23 protein-coding genes are annotated in these 19,229 nt (G+C 63.8%); 15 read left to right on the top strand and 8 right to left on the bottom strand.

Annotated features, from left to right (window positions below):
- Positions 1 to 20 precede the first annotated feature (20 nt).
- Genes G502_RS0110540 through G502_RS0110555 form a run of 4 tightly spaced genes read left to right on the top strand, consistent with a single transcriptional unit; the run spans position 21 to position 3,355 of the window.
- Positions 21 to 884, top strand: a complete 864-nt coding sequence (locus G502_RS0110540) for a branched-chain amino acid ABC transporter permease (RefSeq protein WP_022728634.1) — start codon at positions 21 to 23, stop codon at positions 882 to 884.
- The gene (locus tag G502_RS0110545; protein ID WP_026989330.1) at positions 881 to 1,879 is read left to right on the top strand and encodes a branched-chain amino acid ABC transporter permease; all 999 of its coding nucleotides are present in this window, start codon (positions 881 to 883) and stop codon (positions 1,877 to 1,879) included. The genes G502_RS0110540 and G502_RS0110545 overlap by 4 nt, the downstream gene beginning before the upstream one ends.
- The gene (locus G502_RS19710; protein WP_040488118.1) at positions 1,879 to 2,658 is read left to right on the top strand and encodes an ABC transporter ATP-binding protein; all 780 of its coding nucleotides are present in this window, start codon (positions 1,879 to 1,881) and stop codon (positions 2,656 to 2,658) included. The genes G502_RS0110545 and G502_RS19710 overlap by 1 nt, the downstream gene beginning before the upstream one ends.
- The gene (locus G502_RS0110555; RefSeq protein WP_022728635.1) at positions 2,651 to 3,355 is read left to right on the top strand and encodes an ABC transporter ATP-binding protein; all 705 of its coding nucleotides are present in this window, start codon (positions 2,651 to 2,653) and stop codon (positions 3,353 to 3,355) included. The genes G502_RS19710 and G502_RS0110555 overlap by 8 nt, the downstream gene beginning before the upstream one ends.
- 81 nt (positions 3,356 to 3,436) lie before the next feature.
- Here G502_RS0110555 and G502_RS19715 read toward each other — a convergent pair whose 3' ends face one another.
- A complete protein-coding gene (locus G502_RS19715) occupies positions 3,437 to 4,036 on the bottom strand; it encodes an exopolysaccharide biosynthesis protein (RefSeq protein ID WP_022728636.1) in 600 nt (199 codons plus the stop codon).
- A 158-nt stretch (positions 4,037 to 4,194) separates the two neighbouring features.
- Here G502_RS19715 and G502_RS0110565 point away from each other — a divergent pair, with 158 nt between their 5' ends.
- From G502_RS0110565 to G502_RS0110610, 9 genes are all read left to right on the top strand, one after another.
- The gene (locus tag G502_RS0110565) at positions 4,195 to 4,569 is read left to right on the top strand and encodes a DUF6152 family protein (RefSeq protein WP_022728637.1); all 375 of its coding nucleotides are present in this window, start codon (positions 4,195 to 4,197) and stop codon (positions 4,567 to 4,569) included.
- 30 nt (positions 4,570 to 4,599) lie between these two features.
- On the top strand, positions 4,600 to 5,076 hold the full coding sequence (locus tag G502_RS0110570; protein WP_022728638.1) for a hypothetical protein: 477 nt from the start codon (positions 4,600 to 4,602) through the stop codon (positions 5,074 to 5,076).
- A gap of 93 nt (positions 5,077 to 5,169) precedes the next feature.
- On the top strand, positions 5,170 to 5,526 hold the full coding sequence (locus G502_RS0110575; protein WP_022728639.1) for a toxin-antitoxin system TumE family protein: 357 nt from the start codon (positions 5,170 to 5,172) through the stop codon (positions 5,524 to 5,526).
- Positions 5,523 to 5,915, top strand: a complete 393-nt coding sequence (locus G502_RS19720) for an HVO_A0114 family putative DNA-binding protein (protein ID WP_040488119.1) — start codon at positions 5,523 to 5,525, stop codon at positions 5,913 to 5,915. Before G502_RS0110575 ends, G502_RS19720 begins: the two co-directional genes overlap by 4 nt.
- Before the next feature lie 14 nt (positions 5,916 to 5,929).
- Positions 5,930 to 6,142 carry a GDCCVxC domain-containing (seleno)protein gene (locus G502_RS22720; RefSeq protein ID WP_245560763.1) on the top strand — a complete coding sequence of 71 codons (213 nt, stop codon included), beginning with the start codon at positions 5,930 to 5,932 and terminating at the stop codon, positions 6,140 to 6,142.
- Positions 6,143 to 6,238: 96 nt separating this feature from the next.
- Positions 6,239 to 6,625, top strand: coding sequence for a RidA family protein (locus G502_RS0110590; RefSeq protein ID WP_022728640.1), 387 nt, complete (start codon positions 6,239 to 6,241; stop codon positions 6,623 to 6,625).
- Positions 6,626 to 6,650: 25 nt separating this feature from the next.
- On the top strand, positions 6,651 to 7,052 hold the full coding sequence (locus tag G502_RS0110595) for a cupin domain-containing protein (protein ID WP_022728641.1): 402 nt from the start codon (positions 6,651 to 6,653) through the stop codon (positions 7,050 to 7,052).
- 7 nt (positions 7,053 to 7,059) lie between these two features.
- On the top strand, positions 7,060 to 7,425 hold the full coding sequence (locus G502_RS0110600; protein ID WP_022728642.1) for a DUF488 domain-containing protein: 366 nt from the start codon (positions 7,060 to 7,062) through the stop codon (positions 7,423 to 7,425).
- A 341-nt stretch (positions 7,426 to 7,766) separates the two neighbouring features.
- The gene (locus G502_RS0110610; protein ID WP_022728644.1) at positions 7,767 to 8,177 is read left to right on the top strand and encodes a hypothetical protein; all 411 of its coding nucleotides are present in this window, start codon (positions 7,767 to 7,769) and stop codon (positions 8,175 to 8,177) included.
- Positions 8,178 to 8,199: 22 nt separating this feature from the next.
- On the opposite strand, the gene G502_RS0110615 is transcribed toward G502_RS0110610, so the two are convergent.
- The gene (locus tag G502_RS0110615; RefSeq protein ID WP_022728645.1) at positions 8,200 to 8,997 is read right to left on the bottom strand and encodes an NAD(P)H-dependent oxidoreductase; all 798 of its coding nucleotides are present in this window, start codon (positions 8,995 to 8,997) and stop codon (positions 8,200 to 8,202) included.
- Between the two features lie 97 nt (positions 8,998 to 9,094).
- Here G502_RS0110615 and G502_RS0110620 point away from each other — a divergent pair, with 97 nt between their 5' ends.
- Entirely contained in the window at positions 9,095 to 10,003 is a 909-nt protein-coding gene (locus tag G502_RS0110620; protein WP_040488141.1) for a LysR family transcriptional regulator, read from the top strand.
- Between the two features lie 413 nt (positions 10,004 to 10,416).
- Positions 10,417 to 11,340 (top strand): IS110 family RNA-guided transposase, encoded by a 924-nt coding sequence (locus tag G502_RS0110625; RefSeq protein ID WP_022728647.1) that lies wholly within the window; start codon positions 10,417 to 10,419, stop codon positions 11,338 to 11,340.
- Positions 11,341 to 11,473: 133 nt separating this feature from the next.
- Here the strand turns inward: G502_RS0110625 and G502_RS0110630 are convergent, their stop codons facing one another.
- The 6 genes from G502_RS0110630 to G502_RS0110655 form a co-directional block, all read right to left on the bottom strand.
- The gene (locus tag G502_RS0110630) at positions 11,474 to 12,715 is read right to left on the bottom strand and encodes a Zn-dependent hydrolase (protein WP_022728648.1); all 1,242 of its coding nucleotides are present in this window, start codon (positions 12,713 to 12,715) and stop codon (positions 11,474 to 11,476) included.
- Between the two features lie 29 nt (positions 12,716 to 12,744).
- Positions 12,745 to 14,043, bottom strand: coding sequence for an ArgE/DapE family deacylase (locus G502_RS0110635; protein ID WP_022728649.1), 1,299 nt, complete (start codon positions 14,041 to 14,043; stop codon positions 12,745 to 12,747).
- A gap of 3 nt (positions 14,044 to 14,046) precedes the next feature.
- Entirely contained in the window at positions 14,047 to 15,726 is a 1,680-nt protein-coding gene (locus tag G502_RS0110640) for an ABC transporter ATP-binding protein (RefSeq protein ID WP_022728650.1), read from the bottom strand.
- A 15-nt stretch (positions 15,727 to 15,741) separates the two neighbouring features.
- Positions 15,742 to 16,590, bottom strand: a complete 849-nt coding sequence (locus tag G502_RS0110645) for an ABC transporter permease (RefSeq protein ID WP_022728651.1) — start codon at positions 16,588 to 16,590, stop codon at positions 15,742 to 15,744.
- Positions 16,590 to 17,564 carry an ABC transporter permease gene (locus tag G502_RS0110650; RefSeq protein WP_022728652.1) on the bottom strand — a complete coding sequence of 325 codons (975 nt, stop codon included), beginning with the start codon at positions 17,562 to 17,564 and terminating at the stop codon, positions 16,590 to 16,592. The genes G502_RS0110645 and G502_RS0110650 overlap by 1 nt, the downstream gene beginning before the upstream one ends.
- Before the next feature lie 66 nt (positions 17,565 to 17,630).
- Positions 17,631 to 19,202, bottom strand: a complete 1,572-nt coding sequence (locus G502_RS0110655) for an ABC transporter substrate-binding protein (protein ID WP_022728653.1) — start codon at positions 19,200 to 19,202, stop codon at positions 17,631 to 17,633.
- Positions 19,203 to 19,229: the final 27 nt, after the last annotated feature.

A 19,229-nucleotide genomic window follows, 5' to 3' on the forward strand; every position in this document is an offset into this window, starting at 1 on the left:
AAAACGGGGGGTGAGCGGCAATGTCCGTCATACAGGCCCTGATCGACGGTCTCCTGATCGGCGGTGTCTATGCCGTTCTGTCTGTCGGTCTCAGTCTTGTCTTCGGCATCATGGGCATCGTGAACTTTGCCCATGGCGCCTTTCTGATGGTCGGCATGTATGTCGCCTATTTCCTTTGGCGCTATCTGGGTCTCGATCCGCTGATCGGGGCCTTCGGGGCCTTCGCCCTGGTCTTCGCGGGCGGGATGGTCCTGCAGCGCGCACTGATCAAGCCGGTGCTCAAGGCACCCGAGGTGGCGCAGATATTCCTGACGGTGGGCCTGCTGATCACGCTGGAGAACGGCGCCCTGTTGCTGTTCGGGGCGGACTACCGCTCGGTCTCGACGTCTTACCAGGTGATGGGTTTGAACCTGGGCGGCCTGATCATCAGCATGCCCTATCTGCTGGCCTTCCTGCTGTCGGTGGCCTCGGCCATGGGGCTTTGGCTTTTCATGCGCCGCACGCGCCTGGGCCGGGCCATGCGTGCCACGGCGCAGGACCCCATGGCGGCGCGCATCGTCGGTATCAACCCTGATCGCATGCACCAGATCGCCTTCGGCCTGGGTGTCGGCCTGACGGCTTTCGGCGGCGCGGTGATCCTGCCTTATCTGACGGCCTCGCCCACAATCGGCACGAACTTCGTGGTGCTGATGTTCACGGCCGTGGTGCTGGGCGGCCTGGGCAGCGTTGCCGGCGCCCTGGTGGGTGGGCTGTCGGTCGGCGTGATCCAGTCGATCTCGGGCCTCCTGTTGCCGATACAGCAGCAGAACCTGGTGCTCTTCCTGATCTTCATCCTGGTGCTGGCGCTGCGGCCCAGCGGGTTGCTGCGGAGTGCCACCTCATGAAGTCGTTGTCCGCACCCAATGTCGTCGCCCTCGTCCTGCTGGCGCTGGTGGCCGTGCTGGCCCCCTGGCTGCTGGGCGGAAACGAAACCTGGCTGCGCGTCATCACGCTGTGCTGCATGTTCGCTGCCATGGGGCAGGCCTGGAACATCCTGGGCGGACTTGCCAGCCAGATCTCTCTGGGTCATGCCGCCTTTTTCGGGGTTGGCGCCTACAGCTCGACCCTGTTGCTGATGCACTTCCAGATCAGTCCCTGGTTGGGCATGTTCGTGGGCATGGCGCTGGCTGTCGTGCTGGCGCTGGTGCTCAGCATTCCCACCTTTCGCCTGCGCGGTCACTACTTTGCGTTGGCCACCCTGGCGGCCGGTGAGGTCATGCGCCTGATCGCCATCAGCTGGTCGGACCTGACCGGCGGGCCGGTGGGCATTTCCGTGCCCTATCTGCCCGAGGGCTCCTTTGCCATGTTCCAATTCGCCTCACAGGTCACCTATTATTTTGTGGGCCTGGGGCTGGCGGTGCTGGTCAGCCTGGTCTTCTGGTACATGAAGACCAGTGCCATTGGCTATCGGCTGCGTGCCGTGAAGGAGAATCAGGAGGCTGCCGAGGTGGTGGGTGTGAATACCTATCGCACCAAGCTGATCGCATCGATGGTTTCAGCCGCGTTGACGGCGCTTTGCGGCACCTTCTATGCCCAGTTCAACTACTTCTTCGATCCCGACGCCGTCTTCTCCATTGCCTCGGTGTCGATCCAGATTGCGCTGATCACCATTCTGGGCGGCATCGGAACGCTGATCGGGCCGATCCTGGGGGCGCTGTTCATCGTGCCGCTGGAGGAGACAATCAACGCGCAGCTGGGCGGCGAGGCCGCGGGCCTGTCGGCCTTTGTCTATGGCGTGATCCTGATTGCGATCATCCTGTTCCGGCCGCATGGTCTGGCCTCGTTGTGGGACGAGGTGGTCGCTCTCTTCACGCGCGGCAGCAACAAAGGGGGACGCTAATGGCTGGGTCCCAGATATCAACGGCCACCCCCCTTATGGAGGTGAATGGCCTGACCAAGCAGTTCGGCGGCCTGACAGCGGTCAGTGATGTGAGTTTCACCCTGGGGCATCAGGAAATCCTGGGCCTGATCGGACCCAACGGAGCCGGCAAGACCACGCTCTATAACCTGCTGGTCGGGCTGACCAGGCCGACAGCGGGCCGTGTGCAACTGGACGGGAAGGATATCACCGGACAGAAGCCGCACCGCATCGCGGCGGCCGGGCTGACCAAGACCTTCCAGAACATCGCGCTTTTCGCCGAAAGCAGCGTTCTGGACAACGTGGTGACCGGTGCCCTGTTGCGCCATGGCCTGCAGGATGCACGGGACAAGGCAGCCGCCGTTCTGGATCGCGTCGGCCTGGCCGAGGCCAAGGACAAGCCAGCCGGCAGCCTGTCGTTTCCCGAAAGGGCGCGGGTGGAACTGGCGCGTGGTTTGGCGACCGAGCCGCGCGTTTTGTTGCTGGACGAGGTGATGGCCGCCCTGACCCCGACCGAGATGGACGAAATGGTGGGCCTGATTCGCGACCTGAAGAAGGACGGTCTCTCCATCGTGGTGGTGGAGCACCACATGCAGGCGGTCATGCGGCTGTGCGAACGGATCCTGGTGCTGAACTTCGGGGCCCTGATCGCCGATGGCACGCCACAGCAGATCGCGCGCGATCCGGTGGTGATCGAGGCCTATCTGGGCAGCTCGGCCGCCCATCATCAGGAGGAATCGGGGGAGGGTGCCCATGCTTGATATCAAGAACCTGCACGCCTCCTACGGTTCGGGCGAAGTGCTGCACGGCGTGTCGCTGACAGTAGGCGATGGCGAATTCGTCACCATGATCGGTGCCAATACGGCCGGAAAGTCGACTCTCCTGCGCAGCATCTCGGGCTTGGTGCCACAGCGCAGCGGAGAGATTCGTTTCCGGGATCAGGACTTGATTGCCCTGCCATCACATCGCGTGCCCGAACTGGGCCTGGCTCATGTGCCCGAGGGGCGCCATGTCTTCGAGGCCATGACGGTCGAGGAGAACCTGGAGCTGGGTGCCTACAGCCGCCGCGATGCAGCGGCCATCGCACGCAGTCTGGACAAGGTCTATACGCTCTTCCCCCGCCTGGCTGAACGACGCGGCCAGATGGCGGGGACGCTATCGGGTGGCGAACGGCAGATGGTGGCTGTGGGCCGTGGGCTGATGCTGGAGCCCAGTTTGTTGATCCTCGACGAACCCAGCCTGGGCTTGGCGCCCAAGGTGGTGGAGGAGATGCACCGGACGCTGGAGGAGATCCATGCCGAAGGCATGTCGATCCTGCTGGTCGAGCAGAACGTGGCGCTGGCACTCTCCGTGGCCCAGCGCGGCTATGTCCTGCAGTCGGGCGAGATCGTGCTGTCCGGCAGTTCCAGGGAACTGGAAGCGGACGACCGTGTGCGCGAGGCCTATCTGGGGATTTGAAGCTCGGCTGCGGCGCCAGTCAGGCCTCGCCGTGCGAATTGGCAGGGTACTGCGTGCTCGGATCTGGTGAGAATACTGTCTTTACAGCACCCCGGTGAACAGGGCGAGGCCGCCGCCCAGAGCTATGGCCAGGCCGGCCAGGGCGATGGCGCCGTCCTGCAGGATGACCGAAAGGCCGAAGGCGCCGATGGCGAGCCAGGCGATGACAGCGGCGAAGGGCACGACCTCCAGGGGCGGCACGGTGAGTGCGACCAGGATGCAGCATAGTGCCGCCATCTTCAGGCCAGGCCCGCGGATGAGGCGGGTCAGGCGCGGGCGGGCGACGGCGTCGACCCGACGGGCCAGGGGGCGCAGGCGTGCCAGAAAGGCGGCCAGCTTTTCCTGTTCCACCGAACGGCGCAGAATGAAGCTGGGCAGCCAGAGGTGCTTCTGGTTCACCAGAATCTGCCCGGCGACGGCGATGGTGCAGAAGGCAAAGAGCGTTGGCACTCCCGGAATGCCGCCCAGGGGCGAGATGGCGATCAGTGCGATCAGCAGCAGCAGAGGTCCGAAGGAGCGATAGCCCACGGCGTTCATCAATTCGTCCACGGAGACCTGGTCGCCATTGTCCTTGCCATTACCGGCGGCCTCCATGCGCGCCAACATGTCCTGCAGGCTCTGGGGGTGACTGGTCTGGGGCATGCAAGGTCCGGATGTCTGGATGGAGACGTTTCTGGACCCTAGCGGGCCCGGGTTTTCCCGGCAAGAGGCACCGCGGTTGGACGGGAACGTGCTTGCCCTTTCCGCACGGCGTCCCAGATTCAGGACTCTCTTATCTTATTTGCTGGAAAGGACCTGTCATGCCTGTACGTCCAGTGTTTCTTGCCGCCGTTCTTGCGTTCACGCTTGGCCTCGCGCCTGTCCTCGCCTGGGCCCACCATGGCTGGAGCTGGGCGGAGGAAGAGAATTCCGAGCTCACCGGCGTGGTCGAAAGCACCAGCCTGGGCAATCCGCACGGCACCGTCACCCTGATGGTCGAGGGCGAGGCCTGGGAGGTCGAGGTGGGCCAACCCTGGCGCAACGAGCGTGCCGGCTTGAGCGAAGAGAACCTCTCCAAGGGCGCCGAGGTCACCGTCCAGGGTCACCGCTCGAAGGACGCAAATGAGCGCCGTCTCAAGGCCGAGCGCGTGATCATCGATGGCGAAGTGCACGATCTTTATCCGGGCCGCGACTGACGACAAGCGGCCAATGCCCTGAGGCCAGGCGTGCTGACCGCGCTTCTCGAACTGCTGCGCGACAGCGGCCCCGCCGTCTTCCTGCGCGGCGGGCGCTGGAGCTATGGGCTGGTCAACGGCGCCCACATCCTGGGCCTGGCTCTGCTGGGGGGCGCCATCCTGCCGCTGGACCTGCGCCTGGCCGGCCTGTGGCGCAGCGAACCGGCGGAGCGGCTGGCGCGCGTGCTGCTGCCGGTGGCCATGACCGGCTTGGGCCTGGCCGTGGCGACGGGCCTGCTGCTGTTCTCGGTGCGCCCCTTCGAGTACCTGGCCAACCCCTTCTTCTTGGCCAAGCTGGCCCTGGTGGCGCTGGCCGTCGCCAATGCGCTCTGGCTGCGCCTCTCGCCCGACTGGCGAACCCTGCGCGAAGACGGCCGCGTATCCCGCCGCCTGGCCGCGGCCGGCCTGGTCTCACTCCTCCTCTGGATCGCCGCCCTGTTCTGCGGCCGCCTGGTCGCGTTCGTGTAATCTAAGATTGAAGTTTTGTTTAATTTCCAGGAATAACATCCTGTAGTTGCTTCAGAATTCTGTTGGACAGTTATCATGAAGTGATAATATAAAGTGCCGATAGAGCATGATTCCACACTGGATACACTTCTGGAACTTGATGGAACGGTCTTTGTTATAGACCCGGACGGCATCTACAAGGTTCGCTTTAGAGTGACCCGTATTCGACCGGGTCCGGAGAAGCCGCACGGTCTGGACTATTCCCTTACGCTTCACGGGAAGGATGGGCAAAGGATTGCCGGCTTCGACAATGCCCATCCTGTCGAGCGGCAAAAGCGGGGAGAGCCAATGGATCACCGCCATCGGTTCAGGACCGTCAGACCGTATGAGTATCAGGATGCGGCCACGCTTCTAGAGGATTTCTGGGTGCTGGTGGACTCCGTGCTCAAGGAGGAAGGAGCGTTGTCATGACGACGTTGAGGATCGGTATCGCCAGCTATGAAGAAATGAAGGCGCGAAGCCTGGCGATTGCGCGTGGCGAGGTGAAGCCCGGGCCCGAGGAGCCGAAGGTGTGGTTCACCTCCACTGAGTCCTTCGCGAAGCTGCTGTCGTCGGGGAACAGGGACCTGTTGAAGATTATTGCCGAAACGTCCCCGGCTTCGCTCGAGGAGCTCTCGGGTCTCACGGGGCGGGCCAAATCCAACCTGTCTCGAACGCTCAAGACCCTGGAGAGCTATGGCCTGATCCGCATAGACCGTGGTTCGAGAGGGCGTGTCATGCCGCGCGTTACAGCGGACAGGCTGGAACTGGACCTGCCGCTGGTTGAGAAAGTGGTGGGGGTCGAGACGGAGGCGGGGTGATGCCTGCAGCCGGGATGTTTCAACGCTTTTCCACACTGACTTGTCCGCTTTGTGGGTATGTGTCGCGCGATGAGATGCCGACCGACGCCTGTCAGTACTTCTATGACTGCAAGGGTTGCGGCGCCGTGCTGAAGCCCCTGCCGGGGGACTGCTGCGTCTACTGCTCCTACGGCGATGTGAAATGCCCGCCAGTGCAGCTTGGCGATGGCTGCTGTCAGGACTCCTGAGATCACTTTGATATCAGGCGGACAGGCGGGCCAGCTTGTGCACTGGGCAGGAAATGCGCAAGGTTGTAGACTCTTCCGGACAGCAAGGAGAAGACGATGACTTTCAGCAATCCCGAAGGCATGGCGCCACCGCTTGCGCATTATTCCCACGTGGCCGAGGTGCCGGCCGGCGCGCGCTGGCTGGTGATTTCCGGCCAGGTGGGCGTGCGGCCCGACGGCAGCATTGCCGAGGGCATCACGGAGCAGAGCGAGTGGACCTGGCGCAACCTTGTAACCTGTCTGCAAGCGGCCGGGATGGGTGTAACGGACATCGTCAAGATCGGACATTTCCTGGTCCATCCAGCGGATTTTCCCGCCTATGCCGAGGTGCGCAGCGGCTATCTGGGCGCCCACAAGCCGGCCTCGACCCTCCTGTATGTACAGGGCCTGGTGAAACCGGAATTGCGGGTCGAGGTGGAGGTCACTGCGGCCAGGCTGGACTGAATTGTAAGCCTAAAGGAGGGGTGTCATGAGCAAGGCGGAGATCCAGACCCGACCCATCCATCTGGGTCGCGGCGGAACGGCCTCGGCGGAGCCGGTCTTTACCGGCGAAATGCAGTGGTACGCGGACTACATCGCACGCCACGAGGCGGATGGCGCCGAGGGGCGCCTGGTGGCCCTGCATAGCTTCACGGAGCCCTGGACCAGCTGGGAGGTGCATCCCAACGGCAGCGAGGTGGTGCTCTGCATTAGCGGCACGATGACCCTGCATCAGGAAGCCCCCGACGGCAGTCTTTCCAGCGTGACGCTGAACGCCGGCGACTACGCCATCAACGCGCCTGGCGTCTGGCACACCGCCGATGTGGAGGCGGAGGCCACGGCGCTCTTCATCACGCCCGGCCTGGGGACGGAGCACCGACCGCGGGTGTGAAGTGGCCATGGCAATTTCCATTCGCCTGAAGCGCGCCCAGGACGATCCGGCCGACACTGACGGCACGCGGGTGCTGGTGGATCGCGTCTGGCCGCGTGGACTCTCGAAGGACAGGCTGAAGCTGGATCGCTGGCTGAAGGAGGTGGCGCCCAGCAAGGAGCTGCGTCAGTGGTTCGGGCATGATCCTGAGAAGTGGCCGGAGATGCAGCGCCGCTATCGCGCCGAACTGAAAAGCGGCGAACAACGCCGGGCCTTCGAGGAATTGCAGGACCTGGCCCGAAAGGGGCGCGTCACCCTGGTCTTCGCCGCCCGCGACCGCGCGCACAACCAGGCGGTCATCCTGAAGCAGCTGCTGGAGGAAGAGCTGGCCTGACACGCAGCGGCTCGCGCTGTACGCCACATGCTGTGTGACTTTTCACGGGCTTGTCCGTGGCAAGACGAAGCCTGGGAGCTGCGACCCCTTGGGCAGGACATGGGGTCGGCCCATATAGTGATGGAGATGGAAGAAAGCTGCGGGAAAGGCAAGATTATTTTTCCCTTTTCTTTCTTCCCCGCGCTCGCCGGGAAACCGGCCAGCCCCACGTTTCCCGCGAGCTTGACTGAAACCCGATGCCGGTCCGGGCCGGTTACGCCTGGGTTTTGGGCATCGATAGGCAGCGTCTCTGGCGCAGCCGCGGCCGACATCGGATTGGAAAGAGATGTCAGGAGGCGGTGATGACGGATATACGCTGGAACGAGACTTCGCATCACGACGAGCGCCAAGGCAACCGTATCCTGCATGGCGGCGTCTACAAGGTGGTCATCGGCGCATGGCTCTGGTTGCTGCTGGTCTTCTGGGGGGCTTTCGGCTTCGAGCGGGAAAGCGCCTACATGATGGCGGTGGCTACCGGCCTGTTTGTTGCTTACTTCGGAATTTCGGCCCTGTTGATGGGGATGCAGCCCGATTATGAACAGGTGCGGGCGCGCTTCTCGCGCTTTCTTCAGCAGCGCTTCGAGACTCAGTCCGGTCCCATCAGTGGATGGGGGTCGCTGGTGCAGGTGGCCATCATTCCGGTGTCCCTGGCCTTGGCGGGGACGGCGCTCTGCCTGATCCTTGCCATGGTGCGCGCCGGCACACTTGGCTAGTACGGCGTGTCAGAGCGTGTGCTCAAGGCCGGGCACGAATGAAATAGTCGTACCCTTCGACTCCGGGCTTGAGGCGTCCGCTCTCGTCCCAATCGTCCCAGTCGACGAAGCGGAGCGGCTCTGTCTCGTCCAACTGGTGCAGGCGCGCACGCCAAGCCTGTCGGCTGTGCTCCAGGTGGGCTTGGAAGGCACTCTCGTCCTGGTAGGCGTAGCCGTTGCCCTGAATGCCGTGGGCACGGAAGGCGGGCAGGACCGTAAAGCCCATGTAATGCAGTGAGTAGTGCAGCGGCCAGAGCAGCAGATCGATATCGCCGCCGCGTCCGTTGTGGGCGAAGGTTTCGGCCGGACCGCCGGTGGTCACAGAGACCAGGGCGCGTCGCCCGCGGAAGTAGCCGAGATTGTAGCGCATGGACGAGGTGTAGAGGCCGCCGTTGACGAAGACACGATCCATCCAGCCCTTCAGGATCGCCGGCTGGGCGTGCCACCAGAGCGGAAACTGGAAAACCACCAAGTCGGCACGCTCCAGGCGGTCGATCTCGCGCTGGACCTCAGGAGCCAGGATGTCTTGCTCGTAGGCCCGGCGCTGCTCGGCCAGCGGCGCGAAGACCCCAAGATCGGCACGCTCGCGGTAGTGAGCCGGTCCCTCGGCCGGATCGAAACCTTCGCCGTAGAGGTCCGAGACCTCCACCGCATAACCCTGCTCTCTCAGGGTGGTGACGGCCGTGTTCTTCAAAGTGCCGTTAAAGGACTGCGGTTCGGGGTGGGCAAAGACCACCAGAGCGTGGGCGCTGGGTCGTGGTTTGCTCGTGTCATGAGGCATGAGGGAAACTCCTGTGGAGGTCGTTGACTTTCCTGCAGGCCATGTAATCCTGTTTGTTTCAGAAAGGAAATTCCAAGAATTTGTGAAATTGCTTTGCATGAATGAACAGAAAGGACGCTGGGACGACCTGCGTGTGGTCCGCGCCATTGCCGACGCGGGTTCATTGTCCGGCGCCGGGCGGCAACTGGGTTTGAGCCACGCCACGGTCTTCCGCCGGTTGAACGAGATCGAGGCACGCCTGGGCGTACGGCTGTTCGAGCGGATGCGCGGGGGCTACAGTCCGACCCCGGCGGGTGAGGACCTGGCGGCCACGGCCGTGCGGGTCGCAGACGAGGTGCTGGAGGTGGAGCGGCGCCTGGCCGGGCAGGACCTGCAGCCGGCCGGTAGCCTGCGGGTGACCACCACGGACACATTGCTGTTCGGCCTGCTGTCGCCCATCTTCACGGCGTTCCGGCAGGCCTATCCCGAGATCGGGTTGGAGGTGGCGCTGTCCAACAACCTGTTCAACCTCTCGCGCCGCGAGGCCGATGTGGCGATCCGTCCCGCCCAGGCGCCGCCGGACACGCTGGTGGGCCGGCGCATCGGAGTGATCGCCCAGGCGGTCTACGGCAGGACAGAGCTGTTGGAAGGAGAGTCAGAGACGCACGATCTGACGTCCTTCAGCTGGATCGGCCCGGACGAGGTCATGGGCTATCGTCCCCTGGAGCATTGGATGGAGCGGCAGGGACTGCAGGATTCCTGCCGCTATCGCCTGGACAGCCTGCTGGCTATGACGGTGGCGGCACGGGACGGCGCCGGGCTGGCGGTGCTGCCCTGCTACCTTGGTGACGGTGCGCCGGAACTGCGGCGTCTGGGGGCGGCGATCCCGGAACTGGCCACGGATCTCTGGTTGCTGACCCATCCCGACCTGCGCCGTGTGGCGCGCATCCGCGCCTTCATGGATTTCGTCGCCGAGGCCGTGCGGCGAGAAGCGCCGCGCCTGGATGCTTCGAATGGCTCAGCATAGGTGCTTCAGGCGCGCCCCCATCGGGGCGCACGCCTCAGCATGAAAAAATTAATTCTTTGAAACTAAATGAAAACCTCATCCTGAGGCTGCGCCAAGCGCACTCGAAGGATCGGCCACAAGGCCAGGCGATTGCCGTTGGCGTTCTCCCCGGCCTTGCCGTCAGTGCCGGGATGCTTCGAGGCGTTGACGGTGTCAACGCACCTTGTATCGAGATTGACGGGTGTTATAGGGTAGAAATACTGCCCTGGGTTGTTATAACCCGGGCGGTGGCGGAGGGGAGCTCGATCGCACCTAGGGCAAACTGCGAAACCCGCTGCTGAGCTTGATGCCCCCTCCGCCGGTTCTTGAGAACCCGAACAGTCGCAAGGGTCCCATAGAGAGCCCGCACGTGCAAGGAAGGGAGAGAGCCGAAGATGTTCGTCGGAATCGATGTTTCGAAGGATAAGCTGGATGTCCACCTGCGCCCCAGCGGGCAGGCTTTCACTGTCCCGCGGGACAGTGAAAGCATCGAGAATTTGGCCCAGCACCTGAACGCCCTTGAGCCTGAACTTGTGGTGATGGAGGCCACGGGCGGATTTGAGACGGTGGTTGCTGCCGGCCTGGCAGCAACAGACCTGCCACTGGCGATCGTGAACCCACGCCAGATCCGGGACTTTGCCAAGGCCGCCGGGCGCCTGGCCAAGACCGATACGCTGGATGCCGCGGTGATTGCTCATTTCGCCGAGGCGATGCGCCCCGAACCGCGGGCGGTGCCCGACGCCGCCAGCCGCAGGCTGGGCGAGCTGGTCACCCGCCGGCGGCAGCTCCTGGGCATGCGCGTGTCCGAAAAGAATCGCCTTTCCCGCCTGGCGGATCCGCACGCCCTGCACTCGCTCGAGGAGGTCATGGCGGTGTTGGACGAGCAGCTGGACGTCATCGACCGGGAGATTGCCAGCTTGATCCGCGAAACCCCGGCCTGGCGGGAAAAGGATGGCCTGCTACGCTCCGTGCCCGGTGTCGGTCCCAAGACGGCCCAGACCCTGATCTCCGAACTCCCCGAGCTGGGCCAGCTCCACCGGCGAGGCATCACCTCGCTCAGCGGTCTGGCCCCATATCCCAGGGACAGCGGCAAGATGCGCGGCCGACGTGCCATTGTCGGTGGCCGCAAAGCGGTGCGGAGTGCCCTCTACATGGCCGTCATGGTCTCCATAAGACGCGACCTGCCACTGGCCCAGACCTATCATCGCCTGCGCGCCGCCGGAAAGGAGGCGAAAGTCGCCATCACAGCCTGCATGCGCAAGCTCATTGTCATCCTCAATGCCATCCTCAGAGACGAAAGGCCTTGGAAATATGCTTGACATCGACAACAGTCGCTCAGCATGAGGGGGCTAATGAATTGACATTACTCAAGAATTCCTCCTCAGCATAAAGGAGCTTTAAGCGGTACGCTTCTCCCGGCCTCAAGCAGCCTGAGGAACGATCACCTGCGCGCTACTCCGCCTGCTTCCGGTCGCTGCGCAGCATGGCCTGGAGCAGGACGTTGGCGCCGGCGGTCAGGTCCTCAGGTGTGGCGTTCTCGATCTCATTGTGGCTGATGCCGTCCTCGCAGGGCACGAAGATCATGCCTGTTGGCGCCACACCGGCCATGTTGATGGCGTCGTGACCGGCGCCACTGACGATGTCGCGGTGGGCGTAGCCCAGGGCCGAGGCTCCGTCGCGTACGGCCGAGACGCAGTCGGAGTCGAAGGGTGTGGCCGGGAAGTGCCAGATGGCGTCGAGCTGTGCCTCGAGACTGCGGCGTTTGGCGATCTCCTCTACGCCGGCCCTGAGCGCCGCGTCCATGCCGCTGAGGCGTTCGTCCACGGGATGGCGCATGTCGATGGTCAGCCAGACTCGCCCGGGAATCACGTTCCGAGAGTTGGGGCTGACCTGCAGCATGCCGCAGGTGGCGCAGGCATCGGGTTGGAAGTCGAAGCCGATCTGGTTGACCAACTGCACCGCTTCCGCTGCACCCACCAGGGCATCCTTGCGCCGGGCCATGGGCGTGGGCCCGGCATGCGCTTCCTGTCCCGTGAAGGTCAGTTCGTACCAGCGCTGCCCCTGGCCGCCGGTGACCACGCCGATTGGCTTCTCCTCGGCCTCCAGCACCGGACCCTGCTCGATATGCGCCTCGAAGCAAGCGGCAACGGGACGGCCGCCCAGCGGCGCCTCGCCGGCATAGCCGATGCGCTTCAGCTCCTCGGCCACGGACTTTCCCTCCAGGTCGGTGCGGGCCAGGCACCACTCGGGATCGAGTGCGCCAGTGTAGGCGCCGGAGCCCAGCATGGCCGGGGCGAAGCGCGAGCCCTCCTCGTTGGTCCAGGCGACGATCTCCACGGGGTGCTCTGTCTCGTAGCCGGCGTCGTTCAAGCTGCGCACCACCTCGAGGCCGGCCAGCACGCCATAGGCGCCGTCGAACTTGCCGCCGGTGGGCTGGCTGTCCAGGTGGCTGCCGGTCATGATGGCGGGCAGGTCGTTGTTGCGCCCCGGGCGACGGGCGAAGATGTTGCCGATGGCGTCCACCTCGACGCTGCACCCGGCTTCCTTGCACCACTTGACGAAGAGGTCGCGGCTCTCGCGGTCCAGGTCGGTCAGGGCCAGGCGGCAGACGCCGCCCTTCTCGGTGGCGCCGATCTTCGCCATCTCCATCAGGCTGTCCCACAGCCGGTCACCATTGATGCGCAGGTTTTCCATCTCGCGCGTCTCCCTTGTCGTTCGTGCGCCTATATCTCTTCCAGACCACACCACTCGGCAATGTAGAGCGCAAGCGTGGTGGTGACCTGTTGCATGGATTTCAGGCTGACCCGCTCGTCGAAGGCGTGGATGTTCTCGGACACCGGCCCGTAGACCAGGCAGGGCGTATCGCCGTAGAGCATGAAAACCCGCGCATCCAGGTAGCCGGCCGTGATGAAGCTCTCCAGCTCGCGGCCGAAGCTGCGGGCATGGGCCTTGCCCAGGATCTGCTCGGCCTCGGTGCCTTCCTCGAGGACATAGCCCTCGGCGAAGAAGCCGTTGTAGTCGATCTCGGGCGGGTTGTTGGCCAGGAAGGGATCCTTGCGGGCGGTTTCCTGCAGGCAGGCCTCGATTTCGGCGGCGGCCTCCTGGGGCGAGACGCCGGGAAAGATGGCGATGCGGCAATCGAAGGAGCACCAGGAGGGCACCGAGGAGGCCCAGTCGCCGCCGGCGATCTTGCCGACATTGAAGTTGATGGGGTGGTCCTCGTCCTTGAAACGCGCCGGCCGGCGTTCGGGCGCGTTCCAGCGTTCCTCCAGCTCGCGCAGGCCGGAAATCAGCGTGTAGGCGGCCTCGATGGCATTGGCCCCCTTGCCGGCCTCGCGCACATGCACTGGCACGCCGCGCACCGTCACCTGGAACCAGATGACGCCGGTGTTGGCGCGCACCAGCTTCTCGTCCTCGGGCTCGGGAATGATGGCGGCCTCGGCCTGGTAGCCGCGGGTCAGGCAGGCCAGCGCGCCGTTGCCGGTGCATTCCTCCTCGACCACGGACTGCAGGTGCACCCGTCCGGCCGGCTGGTAGCCCAGGCGGCGCAGGGCGTCGAGAGCGTGGATGTTGGCGGCCAGGCCAGCCTTCATGTCGCCGCTGCCGCGGCCGTAGAGCCAGTCGCCCTCGATATAGGGATCGAAGGGATGCCGGCTCCAGAGGTCATAGGGCCCCTCGGGCACCACGTCCATGTGGCCGTTGAGGATCAGCGAACGTCCGGTCTCGTTGCGCGGACGGTGCGTGCCGACCACGTTGATGGCGTTGCTGTAATCGATCTTGACCGGCGAGAAACCGGGATGGTGGCGTATGTCCTCCACATCGACGGTCCAGCGGTCCATGGCGTAGCCGCGCTGCTTCAGCGCCTCGAAGTAGAAGTCCTGGGCGGTATGTTCCTGGCCGCGCAGGGAAGGGTGGCGGACCAAGTCCTGAAGGAAGCTCACCTGCTCGTCAAAGCCATCCTCCACTGACTTGCGTATCTTGTCGGCCAGTTCGGCGGAGAGAGGGCTCTGGGCGTCTGACATCTATCAAACCTCTGTCTGGAGTTGCTGATCGGCGACTGCTTTGCGGGCCACTTCGGGAATGGACCAGTTGCGGCCCGGGACGGCGGCCAGCAGTTCCTTGGTATAGGGGTGCTGCGGGTTGTTGAAGACCTCGCGGGTATCACCATACTCCACGATCTCACCCAATTGCATCACCGCGATGCGCTCGCAGATCTGGGCGGCCACACGCAGGTCATGGGTGATGAACAGTACCGAGATGTTGAGCCGCTGCTTGATGTCATCCAGCAGGTCCAGGACCTGGGCCTGTACCGAGACGTCCAGGGCCGAGACCGGCTCGTCGGCGACCAGCAGCTCGGGATCGAGCGCCAGCGCCCGGGCGATGCCGATGCGCTGGCGCTGCCCCCCGGAGAATTCGTGGGGATAGCGGTCGGCGACAGCGGAATCCAGGCCAACGAGTTCCAGCAGTTCCTCGGCGCGTCTATGGGCCTCAGCCTGGCTGGTGCCGTGGGCCATGGGTCCCTCGGCAATGATGCGTCCGACCTTGCGGCGTGGATTGAGCGAGGCGTAGGGGTCCTGGAAGATCATCTGGATGTGCTTGCGATAGGGCTGAAGCCCGCGCCCCTTGAGGGCGGCCAGGTCGATCTCGTCGCGAAAGCGGATCTCGCCACCATTGCTTTCCAGCAGGCGCACGATGCAGCGGCCAACGGTGGACTTGCCCGACCCGCTTTCGCCCACCAGGCCCATGGTCTCACCCTTTCGGATGTCGAAGCTGACTGACTTGGCGGCCTGGACCGTGCGGCCCTTGGTGAAGAGCCCGCGCGCAGTGACGTAGGTCTTGTCCAGATTGCGCACGGACAGCAGAGTGTCCGCGGAAAGCTTGCCCCGTGCCGCTGGTGGCTCGAACCGGGGCACCGAGCCCACCAGGCGCTGGGTATAAGGATGCTGCGGGTTGTTGAGGATCTCACTCGCCGGGCCGCTTTCCACCACTTCGCCCAGCTGCATCACGGAGACCTGGTCGGCCACCTCGGCCACCACGCCGAAATCATGGGTGATGAACATGACGCCCATGTTGCGGTCCTCCTGCAGCCTTCTGATAAGCCGCAGGATCTGTGCCTGGGTGGTGACATCCAGCGCGGTGGTCGGCTCGTCCGCAATGAGGACACCCGGCTCCAGCGCCAGGGCCATGGCGATCATCACGCGCTGGCGCTGGCCACCTGACAGGCGGAAGGGATAGGAATCGCCCAGGCTTTCCGGATCCGGCAGGCCGACGCTGCGCAGAAGCTCGACCACCTGTTCCCTTCTTTCCTTGCGGCCCGCCTTGCCGTGGGCGTCGAAGACCTCGTTGATCTGATCGCCGATCTTCATGACGGGATTGAGGGCGGTCATGGGCTCCTGGAAGATCATGCCGACGCGGCTGCCGCGCAGGTCGCGCATGGCGGGTTCGGGAAGCTGCAGCAGATCGCGGCCCTCGAACATGATCCGCCCGGCCACCGGCTCAACATAAGGACGCGGCAGCAGGCCCATGATGGTGTTGGCCGTGACCGACTTGCCCGAGCCCGACTCCCCGACGATGCAGAGAATCTCCCCGCGCTTGATGTTGAAGGAAACCTTTTCCACCGCGTGCGGCCGGTCGGCCCCTTCGGGCAGACGCACCGTCAGTTCCTCGACGGAAAGCAGGGTGTTTTCTGTAGCTGTATCGCTCATTTCCTGCTCCCTCGCCTAGCGTGTCTTCCGCGCCAGGCGCGGATTCATGGCGTCGTTCAGGCCTTCGCCGACCAGGTTGAGGGCCAGCACGGTCAAGAGGATCATCACGCCGGGGAAGAAGCTCATCCACCAGGCCTGGCGCAGCACGGTGCGGGCCGCCCCGATCATGTAGCCCCAGGACATGACATCCGGATCGCCCAGCCCCAGGAAGGACAGCGCGGATTCCAGCAGAATCGCGGTCGCCACCATCAGCGAGGTCATGACGATCACCGGGGAAAGCGTGTTGGGCAGAATCTGAGTCAGGATGATGCGCGCGTTGGATTGGCCAATGACCACCGAGGCCTGGACGAATTCCCGCGAACGCAGGCTGAGAAATTCGCCGCGCACCAAGCGGGCCACCGGAGGCCAGGAGACGATGCCGATGGCCAGGATCACCGATTCCACGGAAGGCTGCAGGATGGCAACGATCACGATGGCGAGCGCGAAGTTCGGCACGGTCTGAAACAGCTCGGTGAAGCGCATTACGCCGTCATCCACCAGCCCGCCGTAATAGCCGGCAAAGGCACCCAGGGTGACCCCGATCAACAGAGCGACCACGGTGGAGGTGAGTCCCACCAACAGCGATACCCGGGCCCCATGCACCAGACCGGCCCCGATGTCGCGGCCCAGAGTGTCGGTGCCGAACCAATAGCCGTCCAATTCCATGGGCGGGATAAAGGGCCGCTGGACCAGTTTCCAGGGACTGTCTGGATAGAGCAGCGGGGCGAAGATCGCCATCAGGATGACGGCGACGATAATGAGAAGCCCGACGACCGCCCCCTTGTTGCGGCAGAAGCGCTTCCAGAATTCCAGGTTCTTCTGCATCACGACACCTCGATGCGCGGATCGACGAAGGTGTAGACCAGATCGGTCACGAGATTGAACAGCACTACCACGGCCGAGGAAACCAGGAAGACGCCCAGCAACAGGTTGTAGTCACGCTGCAGCAGGGCATCGAACATCAGTCGGCCGATGCCGGGCCAGGCAAAAACGGTTTCCGTGAGTACGGCACCGCCCACCATCTGTCCGGCCTGGATGCCGGCCAGTGTGATGACGGGCAGCAGGGCATTGCGCAGGACGTGCATGCGGGTGATGCGGCCGGGTGCCAGGCCCTTGGCGCGGGCGGTCTTCACATAGTCCATCTCCATCACCTCCAGCATCGAGGCGCGGGTCATGCGCGTGTAGACAGCCATGTAGAAGAGTCCGAGCGTGAGTGCCGGCAGGATCAGGTGCTTGAGGACATCGAGAACATACTCCAGGCCAGTATAACCCGCCCCCACGGAGAACATGCCAAATCCGGGCAGCCAGCCCAGATAGACCGAGAACAGCAGAATGGACATCAATGCCACCCAGAACAGTGGCGTGGCGTAACAAACCAGGGCCAGCACGGTGATCAGGCTGTCCGTCCAACGCCCGACGCGGGCCGCCGCGAGGGCGCCCAGCAGCACACCGAGCGTCAACGCGAAGCAGAAGGCCGTTCCAGTCAGCAAAAGGGTGGCCGGCAGCCGCTCGAAGATCAGGGTCGCAACTGCCTCGTCCTGTCGGTAGGACCAGCCGAGGTCCAGGGTCAGTACGCCCTTCAGGTAGATGAAGAGCTGTTCGTGGAGCGGCTGGTTCAGTCCGAACTTTTCCTGAAGTTGCTGGATGAACTCCTGGTCGGCCGCACCCGCCTCACCCGCCATGACCTGGGCCGGATCACCGGGGGCCAGGCGGATCAGAAAAAAGTTCAGGATGACAATGGCCAGCAGGACGAAGACGCCCTTGACCAACCGCCGTGCGATAAAGGAAAGCTTGCCCATGGTTCACTACTGCCATGCGAACTCCCCCTCCAGCGGTCTGGAGGGGGAGTCGGTGGTAGGGAAGGATCAGCGGTCGAGCCAGGCGTCACCGAAGCCGTCGTTGACGCCGATCGCCGTGGTCACGAGGTTCTTGACGTCACAGCGATAGATCGTCGGGAACTCCAGCTCCAACAGCCAGGCAACGGGCACGTCCTCGACCAGGATCTGCTGCATCTCCTTGTAGATCTCGGCCCGTTTCTCGTCCGGGAAGGCCACCGCGCCCTGCTCGGCCAGTTCGTCCACGCGCTCGTTCTCGTAGCCCGCGACGTTGTTCCAGGGCGAGCCCTTCTCGATGTTGCTGGAGATGTAGTTTCGGGTCACGCCCAGGGCCGGATCACCGTACTGGTAGAGGTAGGTGAAGGCCATATCGAAGTCCCACTCGTTGAGACGCTGGTTCCAGCCGCCGACGTCCGTGGCTTCCATGTCCACGTTGATACCGACTTCCTCCAGGTTCTGTTGAACGGCCTCGGCCCAGCGCTGCCAGGTCTCGCCGTAAGGCAGGGGAAGCAGGCTGATTTCCTCGCCGTCGTAGCCGGCCTCGTCCAGCAGTTCCTCTGCCTTGTCCGGATTGTAGGAATAGTCCGTCACATCGTCGGTGTAGAAGCGGGTTACCGAGTTCACCGGTCCGGTGGCAACGCGGCCCTGGTTGTTCCAGACCACCTCCTGGGCGAATTCATTGTCGATGGCGTACATGATGGCCTGGCGCACGCGTTTGTCGGCCAGCGGTCCTTCGCGATTGTTGAGCCACATCCAGGCCAGCGGTGCGAAGTATTCCCAGCCCTTGGTGGTCATGCAGGTGTTGTCCATTTCGGCCAGGCGCGGCACGTCGAAGTTCTCGATCGAGCCACCCGGCAGGACATCCACTTCACCGTTTTCGTAGGCCACCGCGCGGGAGGCCGCATCCGGAATCACATGCCAATAGATCTCGTCCAGGTAAGGCTGGCCCTCCACGTGGTAGTCCTCGTTGGCGACCAGATGGATGTAGGAGCCGCGGTCCCATTCCTCGAACTTGAAGGGTCCCGTGCCGATGGGATCGTTGTCGTCGGCCGTCTCCTGGTAATTGGTGCCCTGGTAGATGTGCGCTGGCCACATGGGGACCGTCCCGACCTCGAAGAGGCCCAGGAAGGGACCGAAGGGCTGTTTCAGGGTGAAGCGCACGGTGTAGTCGTCGAGCGCTTCCATCTTTTCCACGTGATCCAGGTTGACGCGCAGGCGCGGGTTGGTCTCGCGCAGCATCTCATCCATGGAGAAGATCACATCCTCGGCGGTGAAGTCCTCGCCGTCATGCCACTTCACGCCTTCCTTCAGGTGGAAGGTGTAGACCGTGCCGTCTTCGTTGACTTCCCACTCTGTTGCCAGGTTGGGCACGGGGTCCAGGTTGGTGTCGTACTTGAGCAGGCTTTCGAAAATATTGCCGGCGACCATCTGGGTCGGGGCGTTCTGCACCATGCCCAGGTTGAGGCTGGGTGGCTCGGGCTGGATTACGACATTTGCCGTACCGCCGCTTTTCGGCTCCTCGGCCAATGCCGGCCCGGCGACGAACGCCAGTGTCGCCACACTGGCGACAGCCGCGGCTTTCAGGCTCCTGTTAAAGGCCATGGTCTTCTCCTTCTTGACTGTGAAACC

It is taken from the genome of Fodinicurvata sediminis DSM 21159 (assembly GCF_000420625.1).
In the GTDB taxonomy this organism is placed as follows: domain Bacteria; phylum Pseudomonadota; class Alphaproteobacteria; order Kiloniellales; family DSM-21159; genus Fodinicurvata; species Fodinicurvata sediminis.